Below are 25,196 nucleotides of genomic sequence, written 5' to 3'. Positions count from 1 at the left end.
CGCTCAGGCGGGGACCGCGTCCGGCTGCCGGTCGGGCTGTGCGGCCTGGAAGGCGGGCAGCGCCTGGCACTCGGCTTCGATGCGCAGCAGCGTGGGGTACGGCGCCACGTCCACGCCGAAGCGGCGCGCGCCGTAGAGCTGCGGCACCAGGCACACGTCCGCGAGCGACACCGCGTCCCCGACACAGAAGCGCCCCGCGGTGGACCGCACCGCCGTCTCCAGCGCCTCCAGCCCCCGCGCGTTCCAATACGCCGACCACGCCTTGTCGTCCGCGTTCAGCACCTGCTTGAGGCGCTGCATCACGGACAGGTTCTGCAGGGGCTGGATGCCGGAGTTCACCAGCTCCGCCAGCATCCGGGACTGCGCCCGGAGGAACGCGTCAGCGGGCAGCAGCGCGGGCGCCGGGAAGCGCTCCTCCAGGTACTCCAGCACCGGCAGCGACTGGGACAACCTGCGCACCGAGCCATCCGCCTCCGTCCACTCCAGCGTGGGCAGCGTGCGCATGGGGTTGACCGCCCGGTACGCGGCACCGTGCTGCTCGCCGCCGTCCTTCACCAGGTGCACCGGCACGTAGTCGAACTTCAGCCCCTTCAGGTGCAGGCCGATGCGCACCCGCCACGACGCGGAAGAACGCCAGTAGCTGTAGAGCCGCAGCCCCGTCATGGCACCTTCACCACCTTCTGGGCGATGCGGCCGAACACGCTGCGGCCTTCGGCATCCGTCATCTCGATGTCGATGGTGTCGCCCGGCTTCATGAAGGGCGTCTTTGACTCGCCCTGCTCAATCTTCTCAATCATCCGGCGCTCGGCGAGGCAGGAGATGCCGCGCTCGCGGTCCGCGTTGGACACCGTGCCGCTGCCCAGGATGGTGCCCGCCGTGTAGCTGCGCGTCTTGCACAGGTGCTGGATGAGGTCGAAGAAGGAGAAGTGCATCTCCGGCCCCGCGTCCGTGTCGCCCACCTGCTGCCCGTTGAGCACCGAGCGCAGCCGCAGGTGGATGCGCCCGTCGCGCCAGGCCTCGCCCAGCTCGTCCGGCGTCACCGCGAAGGGGCTGAAGGCCGTGGCCGGCTTGCTCTGGAAGAAGCCGAAGCCCTTGGCCAGCTCGTTGGGGATGAGGTTGCGCAGGGACACGTCGTTGGCCAGCATCAGCAGCTTGACGTGCGGCGCCGCGTTCTCCGCCTTCGTGCCCTGGGGCGTGTCACCCAGGATGGCGCAGACCTCGGCTTCGAAGTCCAGGCCCCAGGCCTCGTCGGCCAGGGGGATGTCGGCGGTGGGCGCCAGGAAGTCCCCGGAGCCGCCCTGGTACACCAGCGGGTCCGTCTTCAACGTCTCCGGCGGCTCGGCGCCGCGCGCCTTGCGCACCAGGATGACGTGGTTGAGGTACGCGCTGCCGTCCACCCATTCGTAGGCGCGCGGCAGGGGCGCGTGCAGGGCGCCGACGTCCAGCGGGCGGCTCTGCACCGTGCCCGCCTCCAGTTGGGCGTCCAGCGCGCGCAGCTGCGGCTCCTTCGTCTCCCAGTCGTCCAGCGCGGCTTGCAGCGTGAGCGCCACGTTGGTGGCCAGCGCATAGGCTGAGTTGTCCCGCTTGACGACGATGAGGCGGCCGTCACGGGTTCCGTCCTTGAGCGTCGCGAGCTTCAATGCCGGGCTCCCCGGCGGCCCCTGAGGAAGAACGGCCGGGCCGCCTCGTGTGTCTGGGCTTTTCCGCCGGGGATTCCGGGGTGTCAAGCAAGACGGACACGCGCCGCGGGAGAAAAGCGAACGGCCGACACGCCGCGAAAAGAAGCGCACGGGCGAAAACCGGCCGCCCGTGCGCTCCTTGCTGCGTCAGTCACTCACGCCCGGAGCGGATTCACGACCTCGGGGCAGTGCCAATACGTGTACTCGCAGGCCTCCTGCTCGGCATCGCAGGGCACCTGGATGATGGTGATGGCCTCGCACGGATGGCGGGGCGCCTGGTCCTGGCCTCCACCCCTCGTGCGGCCTTCGTCGGGGACCGTCCCCTGGGTCTCCAGCGCGTCCTTCGCGGCTGGAGGGGGCGTCACCCCCGGCAGCAGGCCCGGAGCGGCGCCCAGCACCGCGCCCAGGACGTACAACTTCGTGTTCATGAAACCCCCTTGCCGGGTGCAGCCGCCGTCGCGCCCCTTCGGCGCGCCGGTACCGGAGCAGCGGCAGGGACGTCAGTACCAGGTGGGTCTGACATTTCCTGCCCTTCCGGACAGGACCGGGAAGGCGCCGCCAGGGCGCCCCATCCGCCCCCCTGCCCTAGACGTGTCACCGGCTGCGGCTAGGATGGCGCGCCCGCCCGGAGCCCGTCACCGTCATGCCATTCCAGATTACCGTTCACGCGCAGGACCGCATCCTCGAGGTTGTCTATCCCCCGCAAGTCACCACCGCGGACCTGGCCGAGTACCTGGCCGATGTGAAGAAGGCCATCAATGACCTGGACGGTGAGTGGTCCGCCCTGGTGGACCAGTCCCAGCTCCGGGTGATGCCCAGCGACGTGGTGACGGCCATGGCCAGCCTCAACGCCTTCGCCCAGCTCCACGGCATGAAGCGCTCAGCCCGGGTCGTCACGGATGCCCCCTCCGGGCTCCAGGCGTGGCGGATGACGAAGCGCGCCATGCTGAGCATCCCCACGCGCACCTTCGAGACGCGGGGGGAGGCCCTCCAGTGGCTGCGTGACCCCGACGCGGACTGAGGCTCGCGGCGGCCTGTGCGCCTGCCGACAGCAGGAACGCCTTTTTTCACCTATATTGCGCCGGTCCGCCCCTGACGGGGTTGGGCTTCACATCTCCCGTAGGAGTGGTTGTCTCATGCGTATCCCCCGGACCGACGCCCGCAGGAAGCTGCTCGGCGCGCTGTTGTGTACCTTCTCCGTCGCGGCCTGTGGGCCGGCCTCGGAGGGCGAGCCCGCTGGCAGCGGCGCCACCGAGCAGCCCGTCGTCTATGGCAACGACGACCGGATGGACGTGTACGCGCACCCCGACGCCACCCTGCGGCAGTACGCCATGCAGGCCAGCGCCGTCATGGTCGACCCGTACGAGATTGACGACTCGGACCCCAACAACATCGTCTTCGACAGCCCCACCCTGGGCGAGTGGGTCAACCTCTGCCCGGGCCAGCGCTTCATCGACGACCCGTCGCCCGGCTACTGCTCGGGCACGCTCATTGACGATGACCTCCTGCTGACCGCCGGCCACTGCGTGACGGACGCGGCCGACTGCAGGGACTTCAAGTGGGCCTTCAACTTCTACCGGCCTGACGCGAACTCGGTGCAGACCATGACCACGCAGGACATCTTCAGCTGCAAGGAGATTGTCGTGCGGCGGGAGAACACCTCCAGCGGCCGCACGCTGGACTACGCCATCATCCGCCTGGACCGTCCGGCGACGCCGCGCTTCACGCCCGCGCCCATCCGCCCGGGCAACGCCGCCATGACGACGGGCGCCAACGTGGCCGTCATCGGTTCGGGCAGCGGCATCCCGCTCAAGATTGACTCGGGCGGCACGGTCCGCAACGGCCGCGCCAGCACCCTGGACTACTTCACCGCCAGCACCGACACCTTCGGTGGCAACTCCGGCTCGGCCGTCTACGACATGACGAGCCACACCATCGCCGGCATCCTGGTGCGCGGCGCACTGGACTACGTCTATCAGGGCAGCTGCCGCGTCGTGAACGAGTGCAGCCAGGACGGTACGGACTGCGCTGGCGAGGACATCACCTATGTCCGCCCGGCCATCGAGGCGTTCTGCGCCGCCAACACCAGCGTCCGGCTGTGCAACACCACGCCGCCGCCGGCGACGTCCTTCGACTTCACGGCCAGCAACACCAGCAACGCCACCGTGAACACCACCCGCCACGCGGTGGAGCTCACCGCCGGCCAGAGCCTCACCGTGGGCACCTGCGGCCTGACGGGCGCCAGCTTCACCGGCGACACGTGGCTGCGCGTCAATGGCCCCAGCGGCATCGAGGTCGCCTCCAACGATGACGGCTGCGCCACGGGCCGCGGCTCCAACGTGACGTTCACCGCCGGCGCGGCCGGGACGTACGAAATCATCGCGGGCTGCTACGCGGAGACCAGCTGCGGCGGCACGGTGACGTGGACCATCGGCGCGGCGACCCCGCCGGCCACCTCCGGCACGTTCAGCTACAGCTCGGTCAACTCCAACAGCGCGCGGCAGAACACCACCCACGAGGACGTCACCCTCACGGCGGGCCAGCGCCTCTCCTTCGGCACCTGCAACGTGGCGGGCGCCTCTGGCACGGGTGACTCGTTCATCCGCCTGTTCAACGCCGCCGGCACGCAGGTGAAGTTCAACGACGACGGCGCCGGGTGCGGCTCGCTGTCCCACGCCACCTACACGGTGCCGGCGGGCGCGGGCGGCACGTACCAGATTCGCGCGGGCTGCTACGGCAACACCAGCTGCAGCGGCACGGTGGGCTGGACCGTCCAGTAGTCACACGCCACGCAGAAGGTGGGCACCGCGGGGCGCGTCACTCTTCACGGAGTGGCCGCCCCGCTGTCGCGTCTGGCCAACGCCCCCCACGCAGTGATGGACGGACAGCAGGCAGGCCCCACCCCACCCTTGACAGCCCCGGACTCCAGGTCTAACGCAAGGCGCCATGAGCACTCCCCGGTTCCCGCCCTCTCCGACGCGCGCCATCAGCAGTGACGGCCCCTTCCGAGCCCTGCTGCTGGAGAACATCCACCCGTCCGCGGGGGAGATGCTGGCCGCGGAGGGCTTCCAGGTGGAGCGCGTCTCGTCCGCCCTCAAGCCGGACGAGCTGGCGGAGCGGCTGAAGGGGGTGCACCTGGTGGGCATCCGCAGCAAGACGACGGTGCCGCTCGCGGCGCTGGCGCACGCGGAGGACCTGCTGGCCATTGGCGCCTTCTGCATCGGCACCAACCAGGTGGACCTGACGTCCGCCAACACACACGGCATCCCCGTCTTCAACGCGCCCTTCAGCAACACGCGCAGCGTGGCGGAGATGGTGATTGCGGAGGTCATCGTCCTGACGCGGCAGCTCTTCGACCGCAGCCGGGAGGTCCACACGGGCCAGTGGCGCAAGGTGGCCACGGGCAGCCATGAGGTGCGCGGCAAGACGCTGGGCATCATCGGCTATGGCCACATCGGCTCGCAGCTGGGCATCATCGCCGAGGCGCTGGGCATGCGCGTCCTCTACTTCGACGTGATGACCAAGCTGCCGCTGGGCAACGCGCAGCCGGCCGTCACGCTGGAGGAGCTGCTCGGCGCCTCCGACTTCGTCACCCTCCACGTCCCCGCGCTGCCCACCACGCACCTGATGATGGGCGCCGAGCAGATTGCCCAGATGAAGAAGGGCGCCTGCCTCATCAACGCCAGCCGCGGCACGGTGGTGGACATCGACGCGCTGGCGCGGGCGCTCCAGTCCAAGCACGTGGGCGGTGCCGCGGTGGACGTCTACCCGGAGGAGCCGGAGAGCAACTCGGACGGCTTCGTCACCGCGCTCCAGGGCCTGCCCAACGTCGTCCTGACGCCGCACATCGGCGGGTCCACGGAGGAGGCCCAGGCCTCCATCGGCAAGGAGGTGGCCACCAGCCTGCTGAAGTACTTCAAGTCGGGCGCCAGCACGGGCGCGGTCAACTTCCCGCACATCGAGGCGCCGCTCATCCCGGGCACGCACCGCATCCTCAACGTGCACCGCAACATCCCGGGCGTGCTGCGCGACATCAACCGCATCGTCTCCGACCTCAACGCCAACATCCACGCCCAGGTGCTCAGCACGGACGCCAACATCGGCTACCTGCTGATGGACCTGGACCAGGATGTGTCCACCCCGGTGTGCGAGGCCATCGCCGGGCTGGAGACGGACATCAAGACGCGCATCCTGTCCTGACGTCCGGCGCCCTCAGGCATCCACGACCTTGCCCGGGTTGAGGATGCCTCGCGGGTCCAGCGCCCGCTTGAGGGTGCGCAGCAGGGCCAGCTCCGCGGGCGCGCGTGAGTAGTCCAGATAGTCCTTCTTCAGCAGGCCGACGCCGTGCTCGGCGGAGATGCTCCCGCCGTGCTTGCGCACCAGCGCGAACATCGTGGGGTCCGCTTGCTTCGCGTGGGCCAGGAACTCCGCCTTGTCCATGGCGTCCGGCTTCATCACGTTGACGTGCAGGTTGCCGTCGCCAATGTGGCCGAAGAGGCAGATTTCCCAGCCCGGGTAGCGCGCGCTGAAGAGGGCCTCCAGCTCCGCGCAGAAGGCCTCCAGCCCGGCCACCGGCAGGGAGATGTCGTTCTTGTGCGGCAGGCCGGTGGCGGAGAGGCTCTCACTGATGCCCTCGCGCAGCGCCCACAGCTCCGCCGCCTGCGCCGCGCCCTGGGCCTGGACGCCGTCCGTCACCAGCTCGCGCTCGAACAGCGAGCCCAGCCAGCCCTCCACCGCCGCGGCGTCCTTCGCCTCCGCCTCCAGCAGCACGTAGCACGCGCTGGGCGTCTCGAAGGGCGGGCGCAGCTTGCGGTGGCGGCCCAGGCGCGCCATGCACCTGTCGGTGAAGAACTCGTAGGCGGAGATGCGGAAGGCGTTCTGCCGACGCGCGTCGCGGAACAGGCGCAGCACCGCGGCCACGTCCGGCACCGCGAAGAGGAACACGTCCTGCGGGCCGGGGAGCGGGGTGAGCTTGAGGGTGGCCTCGGTGATGACACCCAGGGTGCCCTCGCTGCCGATGAAGAGCTGGCGCAGGTCCGTGCCGGTGTTGTTCTTCTCCAGCGCGCCGTTGAGCTCCAGCACCTCCCCCTGGGCCGTGACGACCTGGAGCCCCAGCACCCACTGGCGCGTGAGGCCGTAGCGGATGACCTTCACCCCGCCCGCGTTGGTGGCGATGTTGCCGCCCACCGTGCTGGAGCCCTTGGAGGCGAAGTCCACGGGCCAGGTGAGGCTGTGCTCCGCGCAGTGGTGGTGGACGGCCTCCGTCACCGCGCCCGCCTGCACGCGCACCGTGTTGCCGAGCAGGTCCACCGGCCCCATCCGCGTCATGCGCTGGAGCGACAAGACGAGCTCGCCCCGGGCCGCCACCGCGCCACCGGCAAGTCCCGTGCGCCCGCCGGAGGGCACCACGGCGATGTGGTGCTGGTGGCACAGGGCGAGCAGCCGGGCGACCTCGTCCGTCGTCCGAGGGAGCGCCACGGCGGCGGGGGCGGGCGTGTAGACGCGCGTCCAGTCGCGGCCGTACTCCTGGAGGTCCCCTGGCTCCCGGGTGAGGAAGTCGGCGGGGAAGCCCTCGGTGATGGCCTGGAGGAAGTCGGCGGGGAGCGCGGCGGTGGACATGCCTCTAGGCGTATTGCAGCCGCCCGCCTGTGACAAGGTGCAGCACGGGGCGGGTGTCGGGCGTCGGCGGAAGGGCTCCAGTTGGAACGACCCGCGGCGCGCCAACCAAGAAACCAGGGTGGGTGCGTATAGGGCATGGGCCATGGGCGGAGCTCCGCCATCCCCGTGCCCGCTTCAGAGGAAAGCCTCCATGTTCCCGTCGTTCTCGCGTCTTGTCCGGACCGCTTCCGTTGTCGCCGCCCTGGCCCTGGCTCCTTCCGCGCTGGCGGAGGAGGCCGAATACGGCACGTCCTACGTCTTCACGACCGTGGATGCGCTCCTGGGCTACTCCCTCGGTGGTGGCTTCGAGGTGACGGGAATCCTGGAGGGAGAGGCGACCCCCCGGACCATCCGCTTCTGGTCGTCAGGCGGGAACTACGAATCCCAGCAGGGCTTTGGTGCTCGGTGTGACCGGATGGCGCTGCTCCTGATGACCCGACCGGGGCGCTTCCGCCTCACCGTCGAGATGCCTTCCTCCCTCCAGGCAACCACCTGCATGCTGACCCGCCTCCCCTGAACGCCCCACGGACACGCTGACGGAACGGACGGCTTCCATGGGGACGAATGGACGGGCGTGGCTGGCGTTGACGCTGGCCATGGTGACGTTGGCGGGCTGCGCGGATGGCGACAGCCCGGAGCAGGACTCGGACGGTGATGGTGTCGTCGACGCCCTGGACTGCGCGCCCGGCGATGGCACGCGCTGGCGCTTCCTGGCGGGCCATGTGGACGCGGACCTGGATGGCGTGGGCGCGGGCCCCTCCATCCAGAGCTGCGTGGGCCAGCGGCTCCCCGCGGGCCTGAGCCCTCAAGGCGGTGACTGCGCTCCCGACACTGCGTCCCTCTGGCGCGAGCAGACCGGGCTCTATCCCGACCTGGACGGCGACGGCGCGACCGGCGAGGGCCCGCTGACGATGTGCGTGGGCGACACGCTCGTGGGCTACCGCGCGGAGGCCGGCCCGCCGGACTGTGATGACCATGACGCGCGCGTCTCGGAGGCCGCCTGGGCGTGGACGGACGCGGACGGGGACGGCGTGGGCAGCGGCGAGCCCGTGTCCCACTGCGCCGGAAGACGGCCGCCTCCAGGCCATGTGGCGGTGAACGGAGACTGCGCGCCCGACGACCTCCTCCGCGCCCACTGGCTCACGTACTCCCACCGGGACGCGGACGGGGATGGCTTCACGGTGCCGGAGGAAGGCAGGCTGTGCGGCCTCGACCGGCTGCCCCAGGGCTATTCCCTGAGCGCCAACGGGCTGGACTGCGATGACGCGAACGCCGCGCGCTGGACGGAGCGCACCGTCTACGCGGACGCGGATGGAGATGGCTTCGGCAGCGGCGAGCCTCGGACGCAGTGCACGGGCCGCACGGCCCCACCCGGCTACGCACTGGACGCGGAGGACTGCGCGCCGGAGGACCGCACGCGGTGGCAGTGGCGCGCGTATGCGCATCGGGACGCGGATGGCGACGGCGACACCGTCCCGGAGCAGGGCGTGGTGTGCAGCGGCACGCAGCTCCCCCTGGGCCACGCCGAATGGCCCACGCGGAACGACTGCGACGACCGCGACGCCAGCCGCATGGTGAGCTGGAGCGTGTTCCCGGACGCGGATGGTGACGGCGTTGGCGCGGGCGCCCGGCAGAGTGTCTGCGCGGGCCGCTCGATGCCCCAGGGCTTCTCCGCGGTGGACACGGACTGTGACGCGGTGGAGGCCTCGCGCTGGCAGGACCTGGCCTACGCGCATCGGGACGCGGATGGGGACGGCTTCACCCAGCCCGAAGCAGGCACGCTGTGCGCAGGTGCGACACTTCCGGCCGGCTACGCCACCCTGCCCCGTGGGAACGACTGCGATGACGCGGACTCGCGCATCCACACCACCACCCAGGCGTGGGCGGACGCGGACGGAGACGGAGTAGGCGCCGGGGACGCCGTCGCGCTGTGCACGGATGGCACGGTGCCCGCGCCGTGGTCGGCCCAGGGGACGGACTGCGCGGCGGAAGACGCGGCGCGCTGGCACCAGGTGGCCTACGCGCATGTGGACCGGGACGCGGATGGACACACCCAGCCCGAAGTAGGGGCCGTGTGCACCGGTACGTCACTGCCCCAGCCCTACTTCACCCAGGCCACCGGCAACGACTGCGATGACACGGACGCCGCGCGCTTCCGTTGGGCAGTGCTGTACCCGGACGCGGATGGCGACGGCGTGGGGACCTCGCCCCGCATGATTCCCTGCATCGGCGGACAGACGCCCCCTGGATTCTCTCTCAAGGGCGACGACGTGGACGACTCGGACGCGTCCATCCAGGAGGACCCCGAGGATGACCTGATGGTGGAGCTCATCCTCGACTAGGCGCCGGCTGCGCCAGCGGAGGGCCGCTCCTCCCTGGCACTCCAGCGCCACCTCCGGAGCCGGATTAACAATTATTTCAAGGAATGCTGGTTGCGCTCGAGGCCATGGGGAGGAACACTCCGGCATGGTCGCCCCCCAACGGAGAGACGCGTCGATGACAGCTCCCGTCCAGCTCGACGCGCCCGACATCCAGGACGTGGTGCGGAGCCGGACGTTGGGGCTGGCAACTGTCGGCACGGTGCTGGTGGTGGCGCACAACGCGCAGCCACCGGCCCCCGACGACTGGGCGCGCTACTGCGAGCTCATCGCCCGTCACTGGGACACGGCCACCGCGCAGCTCGTCCTGGCCGAAGGGCCCGGGCCCAGCGCCACCCAGCGGCAACAGGCGCTCAACCAGGTGCCCAAGGACTACGTCATTCCGCCCACGGCGGTGTTCACCGAGTCCTCGCTGGTCCGCGGCGTCGTGACGCTCTTCAACTGGTTCAGTCCCCGGGCCATGCGCGCCTTTGTCCCGGGGGACCTCCCGGGCGCCGCGCGGCACCTGGGCTTGAGCGAAGCGCAGGTGCGGCGGCTGGTGGACATTGGCGAGGCGGTGCGGCCGGCGCCGCGGTGACACGCGCCGGCTACGGCCGGGTGCCCTGCTGGATGCGCAGCTCCCGGATGCCCTTGAGGATGCGGGGCGCCGTCAGCAGCATGTTCTGGTTGAGGAGCTCGCCGTCCACGGGGATGCAGCTCCCCGACACACAGGCGGTGTACGCGGGGCACGGTGACTCGCACTGGAAGGACTCTGGCGACACCTGACAGGTCTCCGAGCAGTAACCGGAGAGGCAGGCCTCGTGCCGCATGCACGGCTGTCCATCCGGGAGCTGGCACAGCTTCGTCGCGCCACACTGCGTGGGCGACTGACATTCGGCGTTGCTGTCACAGCGTCCGTCGTCGCGGTTGCACTTGCGCTCCGGGGTGCAGAAGAAGCTGGCGCAGTCGCGGTCATTCTCACAGGCCTCTTCCGGCTTGAGGAGACAGACGGATGAGCCCAGCACGTCGGCGCACGTCAGCGCGCCCGGGCAGTCCTCCGACGCGGCGCAGTCCTTCCCCAGCGGCACCGTGCAGCCCACGCCGGGCTCACAGAAGCCGGTGATGCACTGGGAGCCCGCCTCGCAGGGCTGGCCTTGAGAGGTCAGGCACACGCCCCCGTCGAGCTGCTTCGCGCACGTCAGCCCCTTGCCACAATGCCCATCCGGGCAGGGCGCCCCAGGGCCGGGCTGCCGCGCCCTGTCCGCGGCGAGCAGGGAGGCCATCGTCCCGAGCAGGATGAACGTCCCCACCGCCACGACGGCCCAGTTCATGGGGAACGCCCTTCGGGCGGGCGGCGAGGAGACCACCTCGACGGTGACGGCGGGCCCCTGCGCGAACCGCGCGTCGGGAGCGTCGCGGTCCTCCACTCGCAGGTGGAAGGCGAAGTGGCCCGGTGGTGTCCCCGCTGGCACGCGGACCCGGACGACGACGCGCTGCGCGCCCGTCGGAGGAAAGTCGCGCTGGGGCTCGCCTTCGAGGACGAGCCACTCGCGCCGGGCGCCCGCGTCAGGCACCACCGAGAGGCGCGCGCGCACGGCAGCACGCGAGGCGTTGATGACGTGGAAGACGGCCTCCCCTGCCCCTTTCGGGGACAGACGAAGGGTGTCCGTGATTGCGGAGACATCGAAGACGCGAGACATCGACCTGCTCTCTTGGAGGACCGTTCGGCATTGAGCGCGTCAGGCCAGCGCTCCCGCCTCAAGCCCGGCGGTCCCCCCCGTCGCCCGGCCTGCCGCGAAAGGCTGTCCGTTCCATCATCCGCCTCGACGTCGCGTTCCTTCGGTGGCCACGGGAGGAGGCTCGCCGCGCTCCCAGGCCTCCGACGTGGCCGCCCGGAGGCCCCGAGCCACCGGGCTCAGCGCATGGGCCGCGAACAGCCCTGGCCCCACGCCCCACGCCTCAGTCGGCTCCGGCCCCGGGCCCCGCGCGTCGAGCGCGGCGGGGACAATGGACACCTGCCCTGAGTCCCACGCGTCGAGCACGGCGGAGACCGTCTCCTCCAGCCCCGCCCCCCACGCCTCGGAGACTCCGGGGATGGACGCCACGGGACCCACGCGCCACGCATCAGGCGCACCGGAGACGGACGCCCCGGGCGTCATGCCCCATTCATCAATCCAGGACGTCTCCAGCGCCCCGTGAGCAGGATTCGGCGCGGTGGCACCCTGCGTCTCCTCGGCGGTGACAGGGGACAGGTGGCGTTGCGGCATGTCACTCCTCCTTCAGCGGCAGGCGGATGAGCAGCGGCTGGGGCTCTGCCGCGAGCACCTCCGGGCCCAATTCGAGCAGCTCACCCTTGGCGCGCACTTCCAGCCGGCCCAGCGTGGCCACGGGGGGCACGCTGGGAAAACGGAAGCAGCCCTTGGCATCCGTGCGCGTGGTGAGCCTCAGCGTGGGCAGCTCGACGAGCGCGCCCGGAATCGGAACGTCGCCCGGCCCGACGACACAGCCCAGCAGCGCCTCCGCGGGCGTCGGCGTGGCAAGGGGCGTGGCGGGGAAGAGCACCCGGTGGACGACGGGCAGCGCGCGCTCCCGCCGCACCGGGACACGCAGGCGGAAACAAGGACGCGGCGCGGTCCTCAGCCCGGCCCACACCGTGGTGGGCACCGGCGTGAGCTCCACCTCGAAGTCCGCCTCCTCCATGGCCGCGAAGACGAGCTCACCCAGCAGCCGGTGCGCCCGCTCCGGGGACTCCGCCCCGGCGGTGATGAGGTAGCAGACCGAAATCTGCAGCGGCACGCGCCCCCCGCCCCCGCTCCGGGGCGAAGGCGCGGGCCCCAGCTCCAGCAGGTACAGACAGACGCCTCGCTCGAGCGATTCGCGGTCCGGCACGCCCAGGAACACCGGGACATCGCCAGCAATGCGGCCCACCCACGCCTTCAAACGTTGATCGACTTCGTCGATCATCCGGACCCCCCGTCCTGGGCCGGTCGACCCGGGCCACTCGCAGCCCGGTGCTTTCCGGACTTGCAACGTGTCACCGGCTTCCAGGTGCTGGAATTGACCGGCGGGGCGGAGCGACGTCCGGCCTTCAACAAGCCCCGGCAATCACAGGGGAAAAGAAGGCACACAACTCCCGGACGGCTGAGACGGATAATTCCAGGACGCGCCACCCCCACGCGCACCGGGATTCCTCCACCATGGCCACGAAAGTCAGCGACAGCCCGCGTCCTCTCCCCTCCCTTGCGCCGCGCGCCGCCGTGGCGAAGGACGCCCGGGCCTCCGAGCCCCCGGCGAAACCCACCAGCGCGCCTCCCGGCTGGAACGCGGACCGCTTCGAGTCGTCGGCCCGCGCGCCCCGGCCGCTCGTGTGCACCGTGCCCACACCGCCGCCCACCGCGCCGGTGGAGCCCGCGCCGGAGCCGGAGGTGGACAGCGTCGCGGTGGACTCGGACCCGATGACGCACATCGAGTACCTGTCCTCGGACGCGCTCCAGGGCCGTGACAGCCCGTCGGCCGGGCTGGACGCCGCGTCGCTGTACGTGCAGCAGCATGTGCAGAAGTACGGCCTCGTCGGCCCCAACACGAGCAACCCGGACAACGCCTTCGAGCAGCGCTTCGACGTGTACTCGTTCGCGGGCCGGCCCGGGGTGCGCGGCGAGTCAGGCGAGCACGTCCACACGCCGAACACCTACGGCCACGAGCTGTTCGAGGGCGGCTTCTACCTCGACGACGACATGCCCAAGGAGACGCTCGCGCTGCTCAACCAGAAGTACGAGAAGTCGATGGACGCGCGCGGCCTGCCCCTGACGCCGCCGCGCGAGGGAGCGCAGCGCGGCGTGGAGGAGCTGCGCCAGCTGGCCTCCGCGTCCGGGCAGGCGGTGAACACCCTGGCGCTGCTGGAGGGCTCGGGGCCGAACAAGGACGAGGTCATCGTGGTGATGGCGCACCTGGACCACGACGGCGTGGACCGGCGCGGCAACGTCCTCAACGGCGCGGACGACAACGCCTCCGGCAGCGCGGTGCTGATGGCGGCGGTGCCGGAGCTGGCGGAGGCGGCGAAGCGCGGCGAGCTGGACCGCTCCGTGCTCTTCCTGTGGACGGGCGCCGAGGAGAAGGGCCTGGTGGGCTCGCAGTACTTCGTGGACCACCCGATTCCGGGGCTCGGCATGGAGGAGATTGCCGGCGTCATCAACGTGGACATGGTGGGCCGCTGGGATGACCAGCGCCTGTCCGTGGTGGACACCGACTCCCGGGGCCAGCCCAACTACTTCCGGGAAGTGCTGGCGCAGGCGAACGCGGAGCTCGACGACCCGTTCGACCGCATCAACCAGGACATCAACGTGTTCCGGGACAGGCAGGACGGCGCGTCCTTCGGGCGCAAGGGCGAGGACGTCCTCTTCATGTTCGAAGGCCTGTCCAACCCCAACGGCGGCGGAGACCTCATCCCCGAGTACCACCGGGCCGACGACGACATCGACCTCATCCTCCGCGACAACGGCGGCGAGAAGCCGCGCCGCATCAAGGACCTGATGGTCAACGTCATCGGGCTCGCCGCCAATCGGACGACAGAGCCCTGAATTGCCGGCGGCCCTGGGCCGCCAATGTCGGATACCAGCGCGGAAGCGGCAGTCTCCCGCCGTCATTTTCCCTGACGCCGCTTCTTTTTCCGCCCGGTCGCGCGAATGATGGCCACCGGGCCGGAACACGCTGGAACACGACATGACGATGGCGACATCCTCGACGAGACGACAAAGGACCTTCCCCCTGGCACGGCACGGCGCGGCGCTCGCGTGCGCCCTGGGCCTGGGGGCCGCGACACCGGCCCTGGCGCAGGAGGGGTCGGACACCCCCCACCGCTTCGGCCTCATGCTGGACGCGGGCGCGCCGCACGGCGTGGGCCTGTCCGCGGTGCTGCGGCCGCTGCCGTGGCTGCGTCTGCAAGCGGGCCCCACCACCAACACGCTCAGCTTCGGCTTGCGCGGCGGCTTGAGCATCCTGCCGATGCAGACCTTCCTGGCGCCGTCCTTCAACGTGGAGGCGGGGCACTACTTCGGCTCGGACTACAACGAGGTGGTGGACTGGCTGGGCGCCAGCCCCAGCCGCGCCAGCGAGGCCATCCGCGACGTGACGTACAACTACGTCACCGGCAGCGTGGGCCTGGAGGTGGGCGCGGCCAGCCGCTTCAACTTCTTCCTGCACCTGGGCCTCAGCTACGTGGACATGGGCGTGGACGACGCGAGCGCCCTGCTCCAGGACGCCACGGATGACCCGGACGTCACCGCGAGGAACCTGTCCGTGCGCGCCACCATGCCCTCCGTGAAGCTGGGCTTCATCCTCTACTTCTTCTGAGCCAGGAGCTTCCAAACCATGCGAACGACTTCCTTCCGCATCCTGCTGCTCTCCAGCCTGGCGCTGCTCACCACCGGCTGCGACTCCCTCTTCTTCATCGAGGCCGAGGCCGAGGAGATCTGCAAGACGGAGCGCGACCTGTCCTTCCCCGCGGCGCTGCCGCTCACCGTCAACGTGGAGCGGAGCTTCACCTTCCCGCTGGGCGACTTCGCCGACCCGCTGCCCGAGGAGACGGACATCGAAACCGAGCTCCGGCTGCGCCTCTTCGAGGTGACGGCCGACACGGACCTGAGCGGCGTGGAGCGCGCCAGCGTCTCCGTGCGCCAGCCGGGCTCCAACGACGCCCACGTCATCGGTGAGTACACGCGCACCAGCACCGCGCCCACGCGCACCATTCAGCTCACCAGCACCGGCACGGTGGACCTCCTGGACCTGGCCCGGGAGCCCGAACTCGAGTTCATCTTCGACGCCCGGGGCACGCTGCCCTCCGAGGACTGGACCGCCGCGGTGCGCGCCTGCGCGGGCGTGAAGGCGCACGCCAACTACTTCGACCTGGTGTTCTGAGGCCGCCCGCCGCTAACGGAGCCCGGAGGCCGCCGCCGCGCGCTTCCGGGCCTCCACGGGCGCCGGCACCGGCGGCTCGACGGGCGCGGGCTGTCTGGACGCGGGCGGCTGCACGTTGAGGAACTCGCGCCGCGTGCCCAGGACCAGGTCGAAGAAGGGGTGCGTCACGCACCAGTTCGCGTTCTGGTCCTTGCCCATGTGGTGGTCGTAGTGCCACGGCAGGTGCTCGCGCGCCCACTTCGGATCCAGGTGCGCGCGCCGGTGGACGAAGTAGTAGTTCGCCGCGCAGGCCCACACCGTCCCCACGAAGAAGGGCGCCACCGGCAACAGCGGCGCGTGGGCCAGCGCCAGCACCGCCAGCCCCATCAGCTCCTTGGTCTGCGCCGACCAGCTCCACAGCGAGCGCATGTACTGGTCATCCACCATCTCGTGGCGCCGCGACTTCTGGTGGTGCTCGTGCCAGTGGAAGCTCCAGAAGCTCTTCCGGTTCTTCCCCAGGCCGTGCAGGACGGACCTGTGAAGGACCCATTCACCGAAATTGGAGTAAACCCAGCCCAGGGGGATGCCGATCATGCTCGCCTCCGGCGAAGCGCGCGGCCGGCGCTTCGCTGCCCATAATGACTATCTGGTCACTCTTTTTCTATCACGCAACGGACGGGAGCGCACGGCGATGGCGAGCCGGGATGGCACGCGGGCGGATGACGCCCAGGAGACGGACAAGCCGCCCGCCCGGCATGGAGGCCGCCGCGAGGCCCACCGGCGGGAGCGGGCCCAGGCGCTGGAGGCCGCCGCGCTGAAGCTGTTCCTGGAGCGGGGCCTGGAGGGCGTCACCATTGACGACATCACCCAGGCGACCGGGGTGGCCAAGGGGACGTTCTACCGGTACTTCGACGACAAGGCGGCGCTGGTGGACGGCCTGCTGGCGCCGGTGCGCCGCGAGCTGCTGGCGGGGCTGGAGACGTGCGGCCACGCCCTGGCGGAGGCGCGCAACGTGGAGGCCATGTTCGACGCGTACCGCGCGGTGGCGGCGGTGATTGCCAGCGCGCTCCTCCAGTACCCGGGCGTGGTGCGGCTCTACCTCCAGGAGTCCCGGGGGCCCGCCGTGGGGGCGCGGACGAAGGTGGCGGAGCTGGCGCGGCTGGTGGCGCGGCACGCGGTGGACATCACGCAGAAGGCGCACACCAGCGGGCTCTTGCGCCCCATCCGTCCGGCGGTGAGCGGGCTGGCGGTGGTGGGCGCCGTGGAGCGGCTGCTGCTGGCGGTGCTGAGCGAGGAGGACATCGGCAACCCGCTGGAGCTTCCGGACGCCCTCACCACGCTGGTGCTGGACGGGCTGCGCCTGCCCCCGGAGCCCCGCCCCGGGCGCCGGAAGCTGGACGGGGGCCCCAAGCGCCCCTAAGGGTGGAGGGGTGGGACGCAAGCGGGCGGCACGGCGTGCGGGGATGACGGTGCCCGGTTGGGCGTGGTGGCTGCCGTGCGCGCTGGCCCCGGTGGTGCTGCTCAACGTCGCGGTGGCATGGCTGGGTGGCAGCTTCGTGTCGCCGCTGTCCTTCTCCTTCCTGGAGGCCAAGGCGGGCGCGCTGCGCGCGTACCTGGAGCACCGGCCTTCGTGCCTGGTGGAGGGCCACGCGCCGCTGGAGCCCGTCATCGACGCGGCGGAGCGCAAGCACCGCCTTCCGGCGGGGCTGCTGCGCGCGCTGGTGCAGGTGGAGTCGGAGACGCGCGTGCACCGCATCTCCCCGGCGGGCGCCATGGGGCCCGGACAGCTGATGCCCGGCACCGCCGCCATGCTGGGCGTGAAGGACCCGTTCGACCCGGCGCCGGCGATTGACGGCAGCGCGCGCTATCTGGCCCAGCAGCTGCGGCGCTTCGGTGACGTGCGGCTCGCGGTTGCCGCGTACAACGCGGGCCCAGGCGCGGTGAATGGCCGCGTGCCGCGCAATGGGGAGACGGAGTTCTACGTGCCCAAGGTGCTCGCGGCGTGGGAGCTGACGCGCCCGCCTCCGCCCCGGAAGGTGAAGCGCGTGGCGAAGCCGAAGCCCACGGCGCCGGCACGCACGAAGGCCCCGGCCTCCGCGGCGAAGGAGCCGAAGCGGTCCGCGGCGCCCGTGGCGAACGGGCGGAGCTGAGCCGCGACGCGGGATGGCGCCCGCGTCCAGGCGCAGCTCCCGCTGGCCCCACGAGCGCGGCGGCGGCAACGGCCTACTTCGCCGCCCCCGTGGGCACAGGCAGCGGCGCGCTTTCGAGCACGCGCTGCGCGGTGCGCGTCTGGCCGAACTCCGGCACCTCGTAGGCCGTGCCCTGGGAGTCGCGCGCCGCGTGACGCTTCAGCTCCGGCGCGTCCGGCACGTAGCCCACGCGCAGGCGCAGCGCCTTCACCGCGTCGAGCGGGAGCGTCTCCGACGGCCCGGTGTCATACGGCGACCACGCCGTCAGCGGCAGCGGCAGCACCACGCGCCGGCGCACCGTCTGCCCCGCATCCACGCGGTGCACGGCGGGCACCTCCGGCGCCTCCACGAGCAGGTTCTCCGGCAAGGGCAGGAGCATCCGCGACACCACCACCTCGCCGCCTCCCCCCAGCGCCACGTAGGCCTTCTCTGGCGCGAGCTGGCGCTGGCCGGAGGGGCTCTCGTCGTACAGGCCCTCCACGAGCCAGAGCGCTCGCGCGCCGCGGTTGTGCACCTCGTAGGAGAGCACCAGCGCCTCCGCGGTGCGCTCCACCGGCTTCACCTTCAGCTCCACGTCCGCCTCAGCCACGCGTGTCCTCCCGCTCTCCACGGGGCCCGCGGCCGCTCGGACACAGCCGAGCAGCAACGCGGCGCCCAGGCCCCATCCTATCCACCCGGGTGCGCGCATGCGTCACCTTCGCCAAAGGCTCAGTAGCGCGGACGGGTCGGCAGGTTCAGCTCGTCGCGGAGGTCGTTCTCCGTGGAGCGGTCCGCCTCGATGCGGGGCGTGCTCGGGTCGCCGTCATGGTCATACGGCAGGCCCACCGTGGACTGCTCCACGTTGATGACGCCATCCGTCGAGCCAGGCGGCAGCGTGCCCGTGACGAAGTCCGAGGCGTGAATCAGCTCGTGGAAGAGGCCCACCACGGGCGGCCGGTTCATCCACTCCTCGCCGCCAATCGAGATGCGGGAGGGGTTGTAGTTCACCTGGGAGTCGGTGCCGGGGCCCGGCGTCCCATCCGCGCTCATGTAGCCATCGTTGAAGTTCGTGGCGCCGGCCGTGTTGCCGCGGTTCGTCTCGCGGATGGTCGTCGAGCGGCCGCTGCCGTCCAGCCGGGCCAGCAGCGCCTGCCCCTCCGGCAGCGAGCGCAGCGCGTCCAGGTCCGACTGCGTGCGCGCCGTGAAGTCCGCGCTGCCCGTCACCGACACGGAGCTGCCCAGCGTGTCCGCGCCGGACATGTCCACCACCTGCCGCGTGTCACCGGCCTCCAGGTTTCGCACGTCGTCGTCGTCCTGGACGTAGAGCTTGTCGTCGCCCGCGCCGCCGCGGACGGTGTCCTGGCCCAGGCCACCGGCAACCGCGTCATTGCCACGGCCGCCCACCAGCGCGTCGTCCCCACGGCCGCCGAGGACCTGGTCATCGCCGTCGCCACCCGACACGAAGTCATTGCCCGCGCCGCCGTCCAGGTAGTCACGCCCCGCGCCGCCGGACATGCGGTCCTCGCCGTCCAGGCCGTACATCACGTCCCGGCCCGCGCCGCCGTACATCCGGTCATCCCCCGCGCCGCCATCCAGGTAGTCGTCGCCGTCCGCGCCGCGCAGCGCGTCGTTGCCCGCGCCGCCCCGGATGATGTCGGAGCCCGCGCCGCCGTCCAGCCTGTCATTGCCCGCGCCGCCCACCAGCGTGTCGTCGCCCGCGCCGCCTTCGATGCGGACGTCCTGGGTGACGCTGGCATCCACGGTGATGGTGTCGTTGCCGTCACCGCCTCGGATGATGGCCGTCCGTGCCTGCTCCGCGGTGAGCGTCACCGTGTTGCCGCCCGAGCGCACCTGGAGCCCGCCGTCCGCCGTCTGGGAGACGGTGGCCGTGTCGTTGCCGCTGGAGAGGTCCACCACGGTGCGCCCCGCCGCGTCGGTGGACACCGTGGGCGCCGCCGCCCGAGTCGTCGGGGGAAGCGTGCTCGAAGCCAGGGCTTCCGGCCGCTGCCCCGCGCTCTCGATGAAGCCGCCCACCTCCGACAGCACCGGCTTGCGCTGGGGGGCCGCCCCGCGCGGCGCGGCGTCGAAGCCGTCACGAAAGCGCCCGGCGACCGCGTCCTTCACGGCGTTGCCCGAAGGCGCCGGCCTGGCCTCGGCGGGGGCCTTCTGCGCCACCTTGGGCTCCACCGTCCGGCTCTGGGAGGACGACGAGGGACGGGAACCGGCGCTTCCAATCGAGGACATGACGCTGCTCCAGGGGGAATGGAGGGCTGCGGGGCCCTGGGATGGGCCTCTCGAAGGTTATCGCACGTTCACTTCCTGAAGTTTCTTCAGGACAGCGCGCGGGCCGCCGCCGGGTCCAGCCACACCTCGACGTCCGGGTGGAGCTGGAGGAACGACGCGGGGCACCGGGAGGACACGGGGCCCTCCGCCATGCCACGCACCGCCTCCGCCTTGGCCTCGCCGAAGGCCAGCAGCAGCGCCTGCCGTGCCTGGGCGATGCTGGCCATGCCCAACGTGAGCGCCTCCATGGGCACACGCGACGGGTCCTCCCCGAAGAGCATGAGGTTGGCCTCGCGCGTCTGGCGGCTCAGCCGCGTCCGGTGACACCGCGCGCGCAGCCCGTCCGCCGGCTCGTTGAAGGCCAGGTGCCCGTTCGAACCGAGCCCCAGCAGCACCAGGTCCAGCCCGCCCGCTTCGGCCAGCCGGGCCTCGTAGCGCGCGCACTCCGCCTCCGCGTCCTCCACGGCGCCGTCCAGGAAGTGGATGTGCGCGGGCGACAGGTTGACGTGCTGGAAGAGGTGCCGCTCCATGTAGGCGCGGAAGCTGCCCGCGTCGTCCGTTGACACACCCAGAAACTCATCCAGATTGAAGGTGCGGACCTGGGTCCAGTCCGGACCGTCGCGTGTGAACAATTCCACCAGCTCCCGGTACACGTTGAGCGGCGTGCGCCCCGTGGGGAGCCCCAGCACCAGGGAGGGGCGTGCCTCCACCGCTCGGGCGATTCGCCGGGCACACGCGGCGGCGGCCTCCCGCTCGGAATCAAAGACGCGGATGTGCATGGACCTGAAACATAGGCATGCGCCGGGTGCGCTTCCAGGCCGCGTGAAACATGACAGAGTCGGGGACATGGACCCCTTTGTCAGTCTCGACGCGACGGCACAGGCGGAGCTCGTCCGGCGCCGGGAGGCCACGCCGCTCGAGCTCGTGGATGCGGCCATTGCCCGCATCGAGCGCCACAACCCGACACTCAACGCGGTCGTCCAGACGCAGTTCGACCAGGCGCGCGAGCGTGCCCGGGGGACCCTGCCCCCGGGGCCCTTCACCGGCGTCCCCTTCCTGCTCCAGGACCTGCTCACGGCCCAGGAGGGGCACCCGCTCACCCACGGCTCGCGCTTCGGGAAGGGCCACGTTCCGGACCAGGACAGTGAGCTGGTGAAGCGCCACCGGCGCAGCGGCCTGGTCGTGCTGGGCAAGACGAACACGCCGGAGATGGGCCTGCTGCCCACCACGGAGGGCGAGTTGCACGGGCCCTGCCTCAACCCCTGGGACACCTCGCGCGCTCCGGGCGGGGCCAGCGGCGGCGCGGCGGCGGCGGTGGCCAGCGGCATGGTGCCCTTCGCCCACGCGACGGACAGCGGCGGCTCCATCCGCATCCCCGCCGCCGCCTGCGGCCTCTTCGGCCTCAAGCCCACCCGAGGCCGCAACCCCCTTGGCGGCGACATCGCGGACGCCTATCACTGGCTCGTCACCGAGCACGCCCTCACCCGCTCCGTGCGAGACAGCGCGGCGCTGCTCGACGTCACCTGCGGCGCGGACGCCGGGACGCCGTACCAGGCCCCGGCCAAGGCCCGCCCCTATACCCAGGAGGTCAACACGCCCCCGGGCCGCCTGCGCATCCGCGTGGCCGTGCGCAACGCCATGGGCGCCGCCATCCACCCGGAGTGCCTGGCCGCCATCCACGCCGCGGCCCGGCTGCTGGAGGACCTGGGCCACATCGTGGACGAGGGCAGCCTGGAAGTGCCCGGCGATGACGCGGTGGGCCAACACTTCATCACCGTGTGGACCGCGGGCGTCGTCTTCGGCATCGACGCGCTGGCCGAGCGGCTGGGACGCAGCCCGGAGGCTGCGCACTTCGAGCCCTTCACCTGGGCGCTCTACCAATACGGCCTGGACCAGGGCCTGTCCGCCTATCTGCGCGCCAGCGCGGAGCTGCAGCGCCACAGCCGCGCCGCGCTCCGTCACTTCGACGACGTGGACGTCTGGCTGATGCCCACCCTCAACGAGCTCCCGCCGCCGCTGGGCAGCTTCGCCTCGCCACCGGGTGAGCCCCTGGCGCCGCTGCTCCGCGCGGCCGCCTTCGCGTCCTACTGCCCGCTGGCCAACACCGCGGGGCTGCCCGCCATGAGCGTGCCACTCCACTGGAGCGCGGACGGCCTGCCCGTGGGCGTTCAGTTCATGGGGCGCTTCGGAGATGAAGCCACCTTGTTCCGGCTCGCGGCCCAGCTGGAGGCGGCCCGCCCCTGGGCCCGGCGGAATCCCCCGGTGTTCGGATAGACGGCTGGAAGGTCCCCGGGTGAGCGCTCGGGCAAACTTGGACATCGCGTCTGGCGCCGGGCGCGATAGAACGTTTCCATGAAAGTCGCCGTGCTCACCGGCGGGGGCGACTGCCCCGGCCTGAACGCCGTCATCCGCGCCGTCGTCCGCCGCGCCAACGCCCACGGCTTCGAGATGATGGGCCTCCGCGATGGTTGGAAGGGGTTGTTGGAGGACAGCCACTTCCGCCTCACGCGTGAAACCACGTCCGGCATCCTCCACCGGGGCGGCACCATCCTCGGCACCTCGCGCGTCAACCCGTTCAAGGTCGAAAACGGGCTGGAGCGCGTCAAGCGCGCCATTGAACGCAACGGCATCCACGCCGTCATCGCCATTGGCGGTGAAGGCACGCTGTCGGCCGCCACGCGCATGTCGCAGGAAGGGCTGCGCATCGTCGGTGTGCCCAAGACCATCGACAACGACATCAACGCCACGGACTTCACCTTCGGCTTCGACACGGCCGTCTCCATCGCCACCGAGGCCATTGACCGGCTGCACTCCACCGCGGAGTCGCACAAGCGCGTCATCGTCTGCGAGGTGATGGGCCGTCACGTGGGCTGGATTGCCACCTACGCGGGCATCGCCGGCGGCGCGGACGTCATCCTGGTGCCGGAGATTCCCGCCGACCTGCCGAAGGTGGCCGAGCACATCCAGCGCCGCCACGCGGGCGGGCGCACCTTCTCCATCGTCGTGGTGGCGGAGGGCACGCGCATCAAGCTGTCCGCGGACCAGCAGGAGCAGCTCGTCACCAGCGGCTCGCTGGACGAGGCAGGCAGGCCGCGGCTGGGCGGCGTGGGCACCATCCTGGCGCAGGAAATCGAGCGGCGCACCGGCTTCGAGACGCGCGTGTCCGTGCTGGGCCACATCCAGCGCGGCGGCGCGCCCACCCCGCATGACCGCGTGCTCGCCACCCGCTACGGCGTCCACGCCTGCGACATGGTGGCCCGCGGCGAGTTCGGGAAGATGGCCGCGCTGCGAGGCAACGACATCATCAGCGTGGACCTGGCCGACGCCACCCGCGAGCTCAAGCGCGTCCCACAGGAGTTCTTCGAGGTCGCCCAGGTCTTCTTCGGCTGACGCGACGCGGCATCGCGGGACGCGGATGAAGCAGGGGTCCGCGCTCCGCTAGCATCAGCCCTTCCTCACGCCGTCCACAAGGAAGGGTGCCGATGCTGCCAGGCCGCATGATGGATTTCCCGCTCACGCTGAGCCACCTGCTGGAGCGCGCTCGGACGTTCTACCCGCGCTCGGAAATCGTCAGCCGCAACCCGGACAAGTCGCTGCACCGCTACACGTACGCGGACTTTCACGCGCGCACGTGCCGGCTGGCCAACGCGCTGACGCGGCTGGGCGTGAAGGCGGGGGACCGGGTGGCCACGTTGAGCTGGAACCACTACCGGCACCTGGAGGTGTACTACGGCGTGCCGTGCATGGGCGCGGTGGTGCACACGCTCAACCTGCGCCTGCACCCCAACGACCTGGGCTACATCGCGCGGCACGCGGAGGACTCCGTGGTGGTGGTGGACCGCTCGCTGCTGCCGTTGTTCGAGAAGTTCAAGGACGCGGTGCCTGGCATCCGCCACGTCATCGTGGTGCCGGACGCGGGCCCCGCGCCGGAGGGGACGCTGGACTACGAAGCGCTGCTGGCCGCCGAGTCCCCGGACTTCGACTTCCCGCTGCTCGATGAGAACTCCGCGTCGATGCTCTGCTACACGTCAGGCACCACGGGCAATCCGAAGGGCGTGCTCTACAGCCACCGCTCCACCGTGCTGCACGCCCTGGCGTGTTGCATGACGGACGTGACGGGCATGCGCGAGGCGGACGCGGTGATGCCGGTGGTGCCCATGTTCCACGCCGCCGCGTGGGGGCTGGCCTTCGACGCCGTGCTCACCGGCGCGAAGCTGGTGTTCCCGGGACCGCACCTGGACCCGGCCTCCCTGCTGGACTTGATGGCGGCGGAGAAGGTCACCATGGCGGGCGGCGTGCCCACCATCTGGATTGGCATCCTGGCGCTGCTGGACCAGTCGCCGAACAAGTGGGACCTGAGCAGCATGCGGTCCATGCTGATTGGTGGCTCGGCGGCGCCTCCGTCGCTGATTGAGGGCTTCCAGCAGCGGCACGGCCTGGAAGTGGTCCACGTGTGGGGCATGACGGAGATGAGCCCCGTCGGAACGATGGCGAAGCTCAAGGGGCCGCTGCGGCAGGCGACGCATGAGGTGAAGTCCTCGGCGCGGGCGTCTCAGGGGTTCGCGCTGCCCTTCGTGGAGACGCGCGTCGCCAGCGACGACGGCACGCTGCTGCCCTGGGATGGGGAGACGATGGGCGAGCTGGAAGTGCGTGGGCCCTGGGTCGCGTCGTCCTACTTCAGCGACGAGGGCGAGGACCGCTTCACGAAGGACGGCTGGTTCAAGACGGGCGACGTGGTGACCATCGACGCGCAGGGCTACGTGCGCATCTGCGACCGGAGCAAGGACGTCATCAAGTCGGGAGGGGAGTGGATTTCCTCCGTCGCGCTGGAGAACGCGCTGATGGCGCACCCGGCGGTGCTGGAGGCGGCCGTCTTCGCCGGGAAGCACCCGAAGTGGGATGAGCGCCCGCTGGCCGCGGTGGCACTGAAGGAAGGACTGCACGTCACGAAGGAGGAGCTGACCGCGCACCTGGCGGGCCATTTCGCGAAGATGTGGCTGCCGGATGACTATGTCTTCGTCCCGCAGGTGCCACGCACGTCCACCGGCAAGTTCCTCAAGACGAAGCTGCGTGAGGACTACGGCGACCACCTGCTCAAGAACCTGAAGCCGGACGCGGCGACGTAGGCCGCGCCGAAGCCGCCTCGCGCATCTGCGGAG

At 71.0% G+C, this 25,196-nt stretch carries 25 protein-coding genes; 14 read left to right on the top strand and 11 right to left on the bottom strand.

Features of this window, described 5'->3' with window-relative positions; genetic code table 11:
• Nucleotides 1-3: 3 nt before the first annotated feature.
• From maiA to HV826_RS19360, 3 genes are all read right to left on the bottom strand, one after another.
• Entirely contained in the window at nt 4-663 is a 660-nt protein-coding gene (gene maiA, locus HV826_RS19370; RefSeq protein WP_176418517.1) for a maleylacetoacetate isomerase, read from the bottom strand.
• Nucleotides 660-1,640 (bottom strand): fumarylacetoacetate hydrolase family protein, encoded by a 981-nt coding sequence (locus HV826_RS19365; RefSeq protein WP_176418516.1) that lies wholly within the window; start codon nt 1,638-1,640, stop codon nt 660-662. The genes maiA and HV826_RS19365 overlap by 4 nt, the downstream gene beginning before the upstream one ends.
• Nucleotides 1,641-1,834: 194 nt before the next feature.
• Complete coding sequence (locus tag HV826_RS19360) at nt 1,835-2,107, bottom strand: hypothetical protein (protein ID WP_176418515.1); 273 nt, start codon at nt 2,105-2,107, stop codon at nt 1,835-1,837.
• A gap of 215 nt (nt 2,108-2,322) precedes the next feature.
• Here HV826_RS19360 and HV826_RS19355 point away from each other — a divergent pair, with 215 nt between their 5' ends.
• The 3 genes from HV826_RS19355 to serA all read left to right on the top strand — a co-directional run bounded on the left by HV826_RS19355 (nt 2,323) and on the right by serA (nt 5,879).
• The gene (locus tag HV826_RS19355) at nt 2,323-2,700 is read left to right on the top strand and encodes an STAS/SEC14 domain-containing protein (RefSeq protein WP_176418514.1); all 378 of its coding nucleotides are present in this window, start codon (nt 2,323-2,325) and stop codon (nt 2,698-2,700) included.
• A 115-nt stretch (nt 2,701-2,815) separates the two neighbouring features.
• On the top strand, nt 2,816-4,459 hold the full coding sequence (locus HV826_RS19350; RefSeq protein ID WP_176418513.1) for a serine protease: 1,644 nt from the start codon (nt 2,816-2,818) through the stop codon (nt 4,457-4,459).
• Nucleotides 4,460-4,625: 166 nt separating this feature from the next.
• On the top strand, nt 4,626-5,879 hold the full coding sequence (serA, locus tag HV826_RS19345) for a phosphoglycerate dehydrogenase (RefSeq protein ID WP_176418512.1): 1,254 nt from the start codon (nt 4,626-4,628) through the stop codon (nt 5,877-5,879).
• Nucleotides 5,880-5,891: 12 nt separating this feature from the next.
• Here the strand turns inward: serA and HV826_RS19340 are convergent, their stop codons facing one another.
• Nucleotides 5,892-7,298, bottom strand: a complete 1,407-nt coding sequence (locus tag HV826_RS19340) for an FAD-binding oxidoreductase (RefSeq protein WP_176418511.1) — start codon at nt 7,296-7,298, stop codon at nt 5,892-5,894.
• 190 nt (nt 7,299-7,488) lie between these two features.
• Here HV826_RS19340 and HV826_RS19335 point away from each other — a divergent pair, with 190 nt between their 5' ends.
• From HV826_RS19335 to HV826_RS19325, 3 genes are all read left to right on the top strand, one after another.
• Nucleotides 7,489-7,854 (top strand): hypothetical protein, encoded by a 366-nt coding sequence (locus HV826_RS19335; protein ID WP_176418510.1) that lies wholly within the window; start codon nt 7,489-7,491, stop codon nt 7,852-7,854.
• A 37-nt stretch (nt 7,855-7,891) separates the two neighbouring features.
• Nucleotides 7,892-9,679 carry a hypothetical protein gene (locus HV826_RS19330; RefSeq protein ID WP_176418509.1) on the top strand — a complete coding sequence of 596 codons (1,788 nt, stop codon included), beginning with the start codon at nt 7,892-7,894 and terminating at the stop codon, nt 9,677-9,679.
• Nucleotides 9,680-9,833: 154 nt separating this feature from the next.
• Nucleotides 9,834-10,292, top strand: coding sequence for an STAS/SEC14 domain-containing protein (locus HV826_RS19325; protein WP_176418508.1), 459 nt, complete (start codon nt 9,834-9,836; stop codon nt 10,290-10,292).
• 10 nt (nt 10,293-10,302) lie between these two features.
• Here the strand turns inward: HV826_RS19325 and HV826_RS19320 are convergent, their stop codons facing one another.
• The 3 genes from HV826_RS19320 to HV826_RS19310 all read right to left on the bottom strand — a co-directional run bounded on the left by HV826_RS19320 (nt 10,303) and on the right by HV826_RS19310 (nt 12,658).
• Complete coding sequence (locus HV826_RS19320; RefSeq protein WP_176418507.1) at nt 10,303-11,394, bottom strand: hypothetical protein; 1,092 nt, start codon at nt 11,392-11,394, stop codon at nt 10,303-10,305.
• A gap of 114 nt (nt 11,395-11,508) precedes the next feature.
• Nucleotides 11,509-11,961, bottom strand: a complete 453-nt coding sequence (locus tag HV826_RS19315; RefSeq protein ID WP_176418506.1) for a hypothetical protein — start codon at nt 11,959-11,961, stop codon at nt 11,509-11,511.
• Between the two features lies 1 nt (nt 11,962).
• A complete protein-coding gene (locus HV826_RS19310) occupies nt 11,963-12,658 on the bottom strand; it encodes a carboxypeptidase-like regulatory domain-containing protein (RefSeq protein WP_255207665.1) in 696 nt (231 codons plus the stop codon).
• 233 nt (nt 12,659-12,891) lie between these two features.
• Between HV826_RS19310 and HV826_RS19305 the strand changes: the two genes are divergently transcribed.
• From HV826_RS19305 to HV826_RS19295, 3 genes are all read left to right on the top strand, one after another.
• Complete coding sequence (locus tag HV826_RS19305; protein ID WP_176418504.1) at nt 12,892-14,271, top strand: M28 family metallopeptidase; 1,380 nt, start codon at nt 12,892-12,894, stop codon at nt 14,269-14,271.
• A 142-nt stretch (nt 14,272-14,413) separates the two neighbouring features.
• On the top strand, nt 14,414-15,043 hold the full coding sequence (locus HV826_RS19300; RefSeq protein ID WP_176418503.1) for a hypothetical protein: 630 nt from the start codon (nt 14,414-14,416) through the stop codon (nt 15,041-15,043).
• Nucleotides 15,044-15,061: 18 nt separating this feature from the next.
• Nucleotides 15,062-15,607 carry a hypothetical protein gene (locus HV826_RS19295; protein ID WP_176418502.1) on the top strand — a complete coding sequence of 182 codons (546 nt, stop codon included), beginning with the start codon at nt 15,062-15,064 and terminating at the stop codon, nt 15,605-15,607.
• Between the two features lie 12 nt (nt 15,608-15,619).
• Here the strand turns inward: HV826_RS19295 and HV826_RS19290 are convergent, their stop codons facing one another.
• A complete protein-coding gene (locus HV826_RS19290) occupies nt 15,620-16,180 on the bottom strand; it encodes a hypothetical protein (protein ID WP_176418501.1) in 561 nt (186 codons plus the stop codon).
• Nucleotides 16,181-16,277: 97 nt separating this feature from the next.
• Between HV826_RS19290 and HV826_RS19285 the strand changes: the two genes are divergently transcribed.
• Entirely contained in the window at nt 16,278-17,006 is a 729-nt protein-coding gene (locus HV826_RS19285) for a TetR/AcrR family transcriptional regulator (RefSeq protein ID WP_176418500.1), read from the top strand.
• A gap of 43 nt (nt 17,007-17,049) precedes the next feature.
• Nucleotides 17,050-17,736, top strand: coding sequence for a lytic transglycosylase domain-containing protein (locus tag HV826_RS19280; RefSeq protein ID WP_217918685.1), 687 nt, complete (start codon nt 17,050-17,052; stop codon nt 17,734-17,736).
• A gap of 73 nt (nt 17,737-17,809) precedes the next feature.
• On the opposite strand, the gene HV826_RS19275 is transcribed toward HV826_RS19280, so the two are convergent.
• The 3 genes from HV826_RS19275 to HV826_RS19265 form a co-directional block, all read right to left on the bottom strand.
• Nucleotides 17,810-18,364, bottom strand: a complete 555-nt coding sequence (locus tag HV826_RS19275) for a hypothetical protein (protein ID WP_176418498.1) — start codon at nt 18,362-18,364, stop codon at nt 17,810-17,812.
• 119 nt (nt 18,365-18,483) lie between these two features.
• A complete protein-coding gene (locus tag HV826_RS19270) occupies nt 18,484-19,998 on the bottom strand; it encodes a M91 family zinc metallopeptidase (protein WP_176418497.1) in 1,515 nt (504 codons plus the stop codon).
• Between the two features lie 86 nt (nt 19,999-20,084).
• Complete coding sequence (locus HV826_RS19265; protein WP_176418496.1) at nt 20,085-20,816, bottom strand: glucosamine-6-phosphate deaminase; 732 nt, start codon at nt 20,814-20,816, stop codon at nt 20,085-20,087.
• A gap of 67 nt (nt 20,817-20,883) precedes the next feature.
• Between HV826_RS19265 and HV826_RS19260 the strand changes: the two genes are divergently transcribed.
• From HV826_RS19260 to HV826_RS19250, 3 genes are all read left to right on the top strand, one after another.
• Entirely contained in the window at nt 20,884-22,311 is a 1,428-nt protein-coding gene (locus HV826_RS19260) for an amidase (protein ID WP_176418495.1), read from the top strand.
• Between the two features lie 78 nt (nt 22,312-22,389).
• Nucleotides 22,390-23,427: a 6-phosphofructokinase gene (locus HV826_RS19255; protein WP_176418494.1), complete on the top strand. Its 1,038-nt coding sequence runs from the start codon at nt 22,390-22,392 to the stop codon at nt 23,425-23,427.
• Between the two features lie 92 nt (nt 23,428-23,519).
• Complete coding sequence (locus HV826_RS19250; RefSeq protein WP_176418493.1) at nt 23,520-25,163, top strand: long-chain fatty acid--CoA ligase; 1,644 nt, start codon at nt 23,520-23,522, stop codon at nt 25,161-25,163.
• The last annotated feature ends 33 nt before the right edge of the window (nt 25,164-25,196 follow it).

It is taken from the genome of Myxococcus sp. AM010 (genome assembly GCF_013372585.1).
GTDB classification, from domain to species: domain Bacteria; phylum Myxococcota; class Myxococcia; order Myxococcales; family Myxococcaceae; genus Myxococcus; species Myxococcus vastator.
The sequence above is the reverse complement of the archived record's forward strand: the minus strand, read 5'-3'. Positions and strand labels throughout refer to the sequence as shown.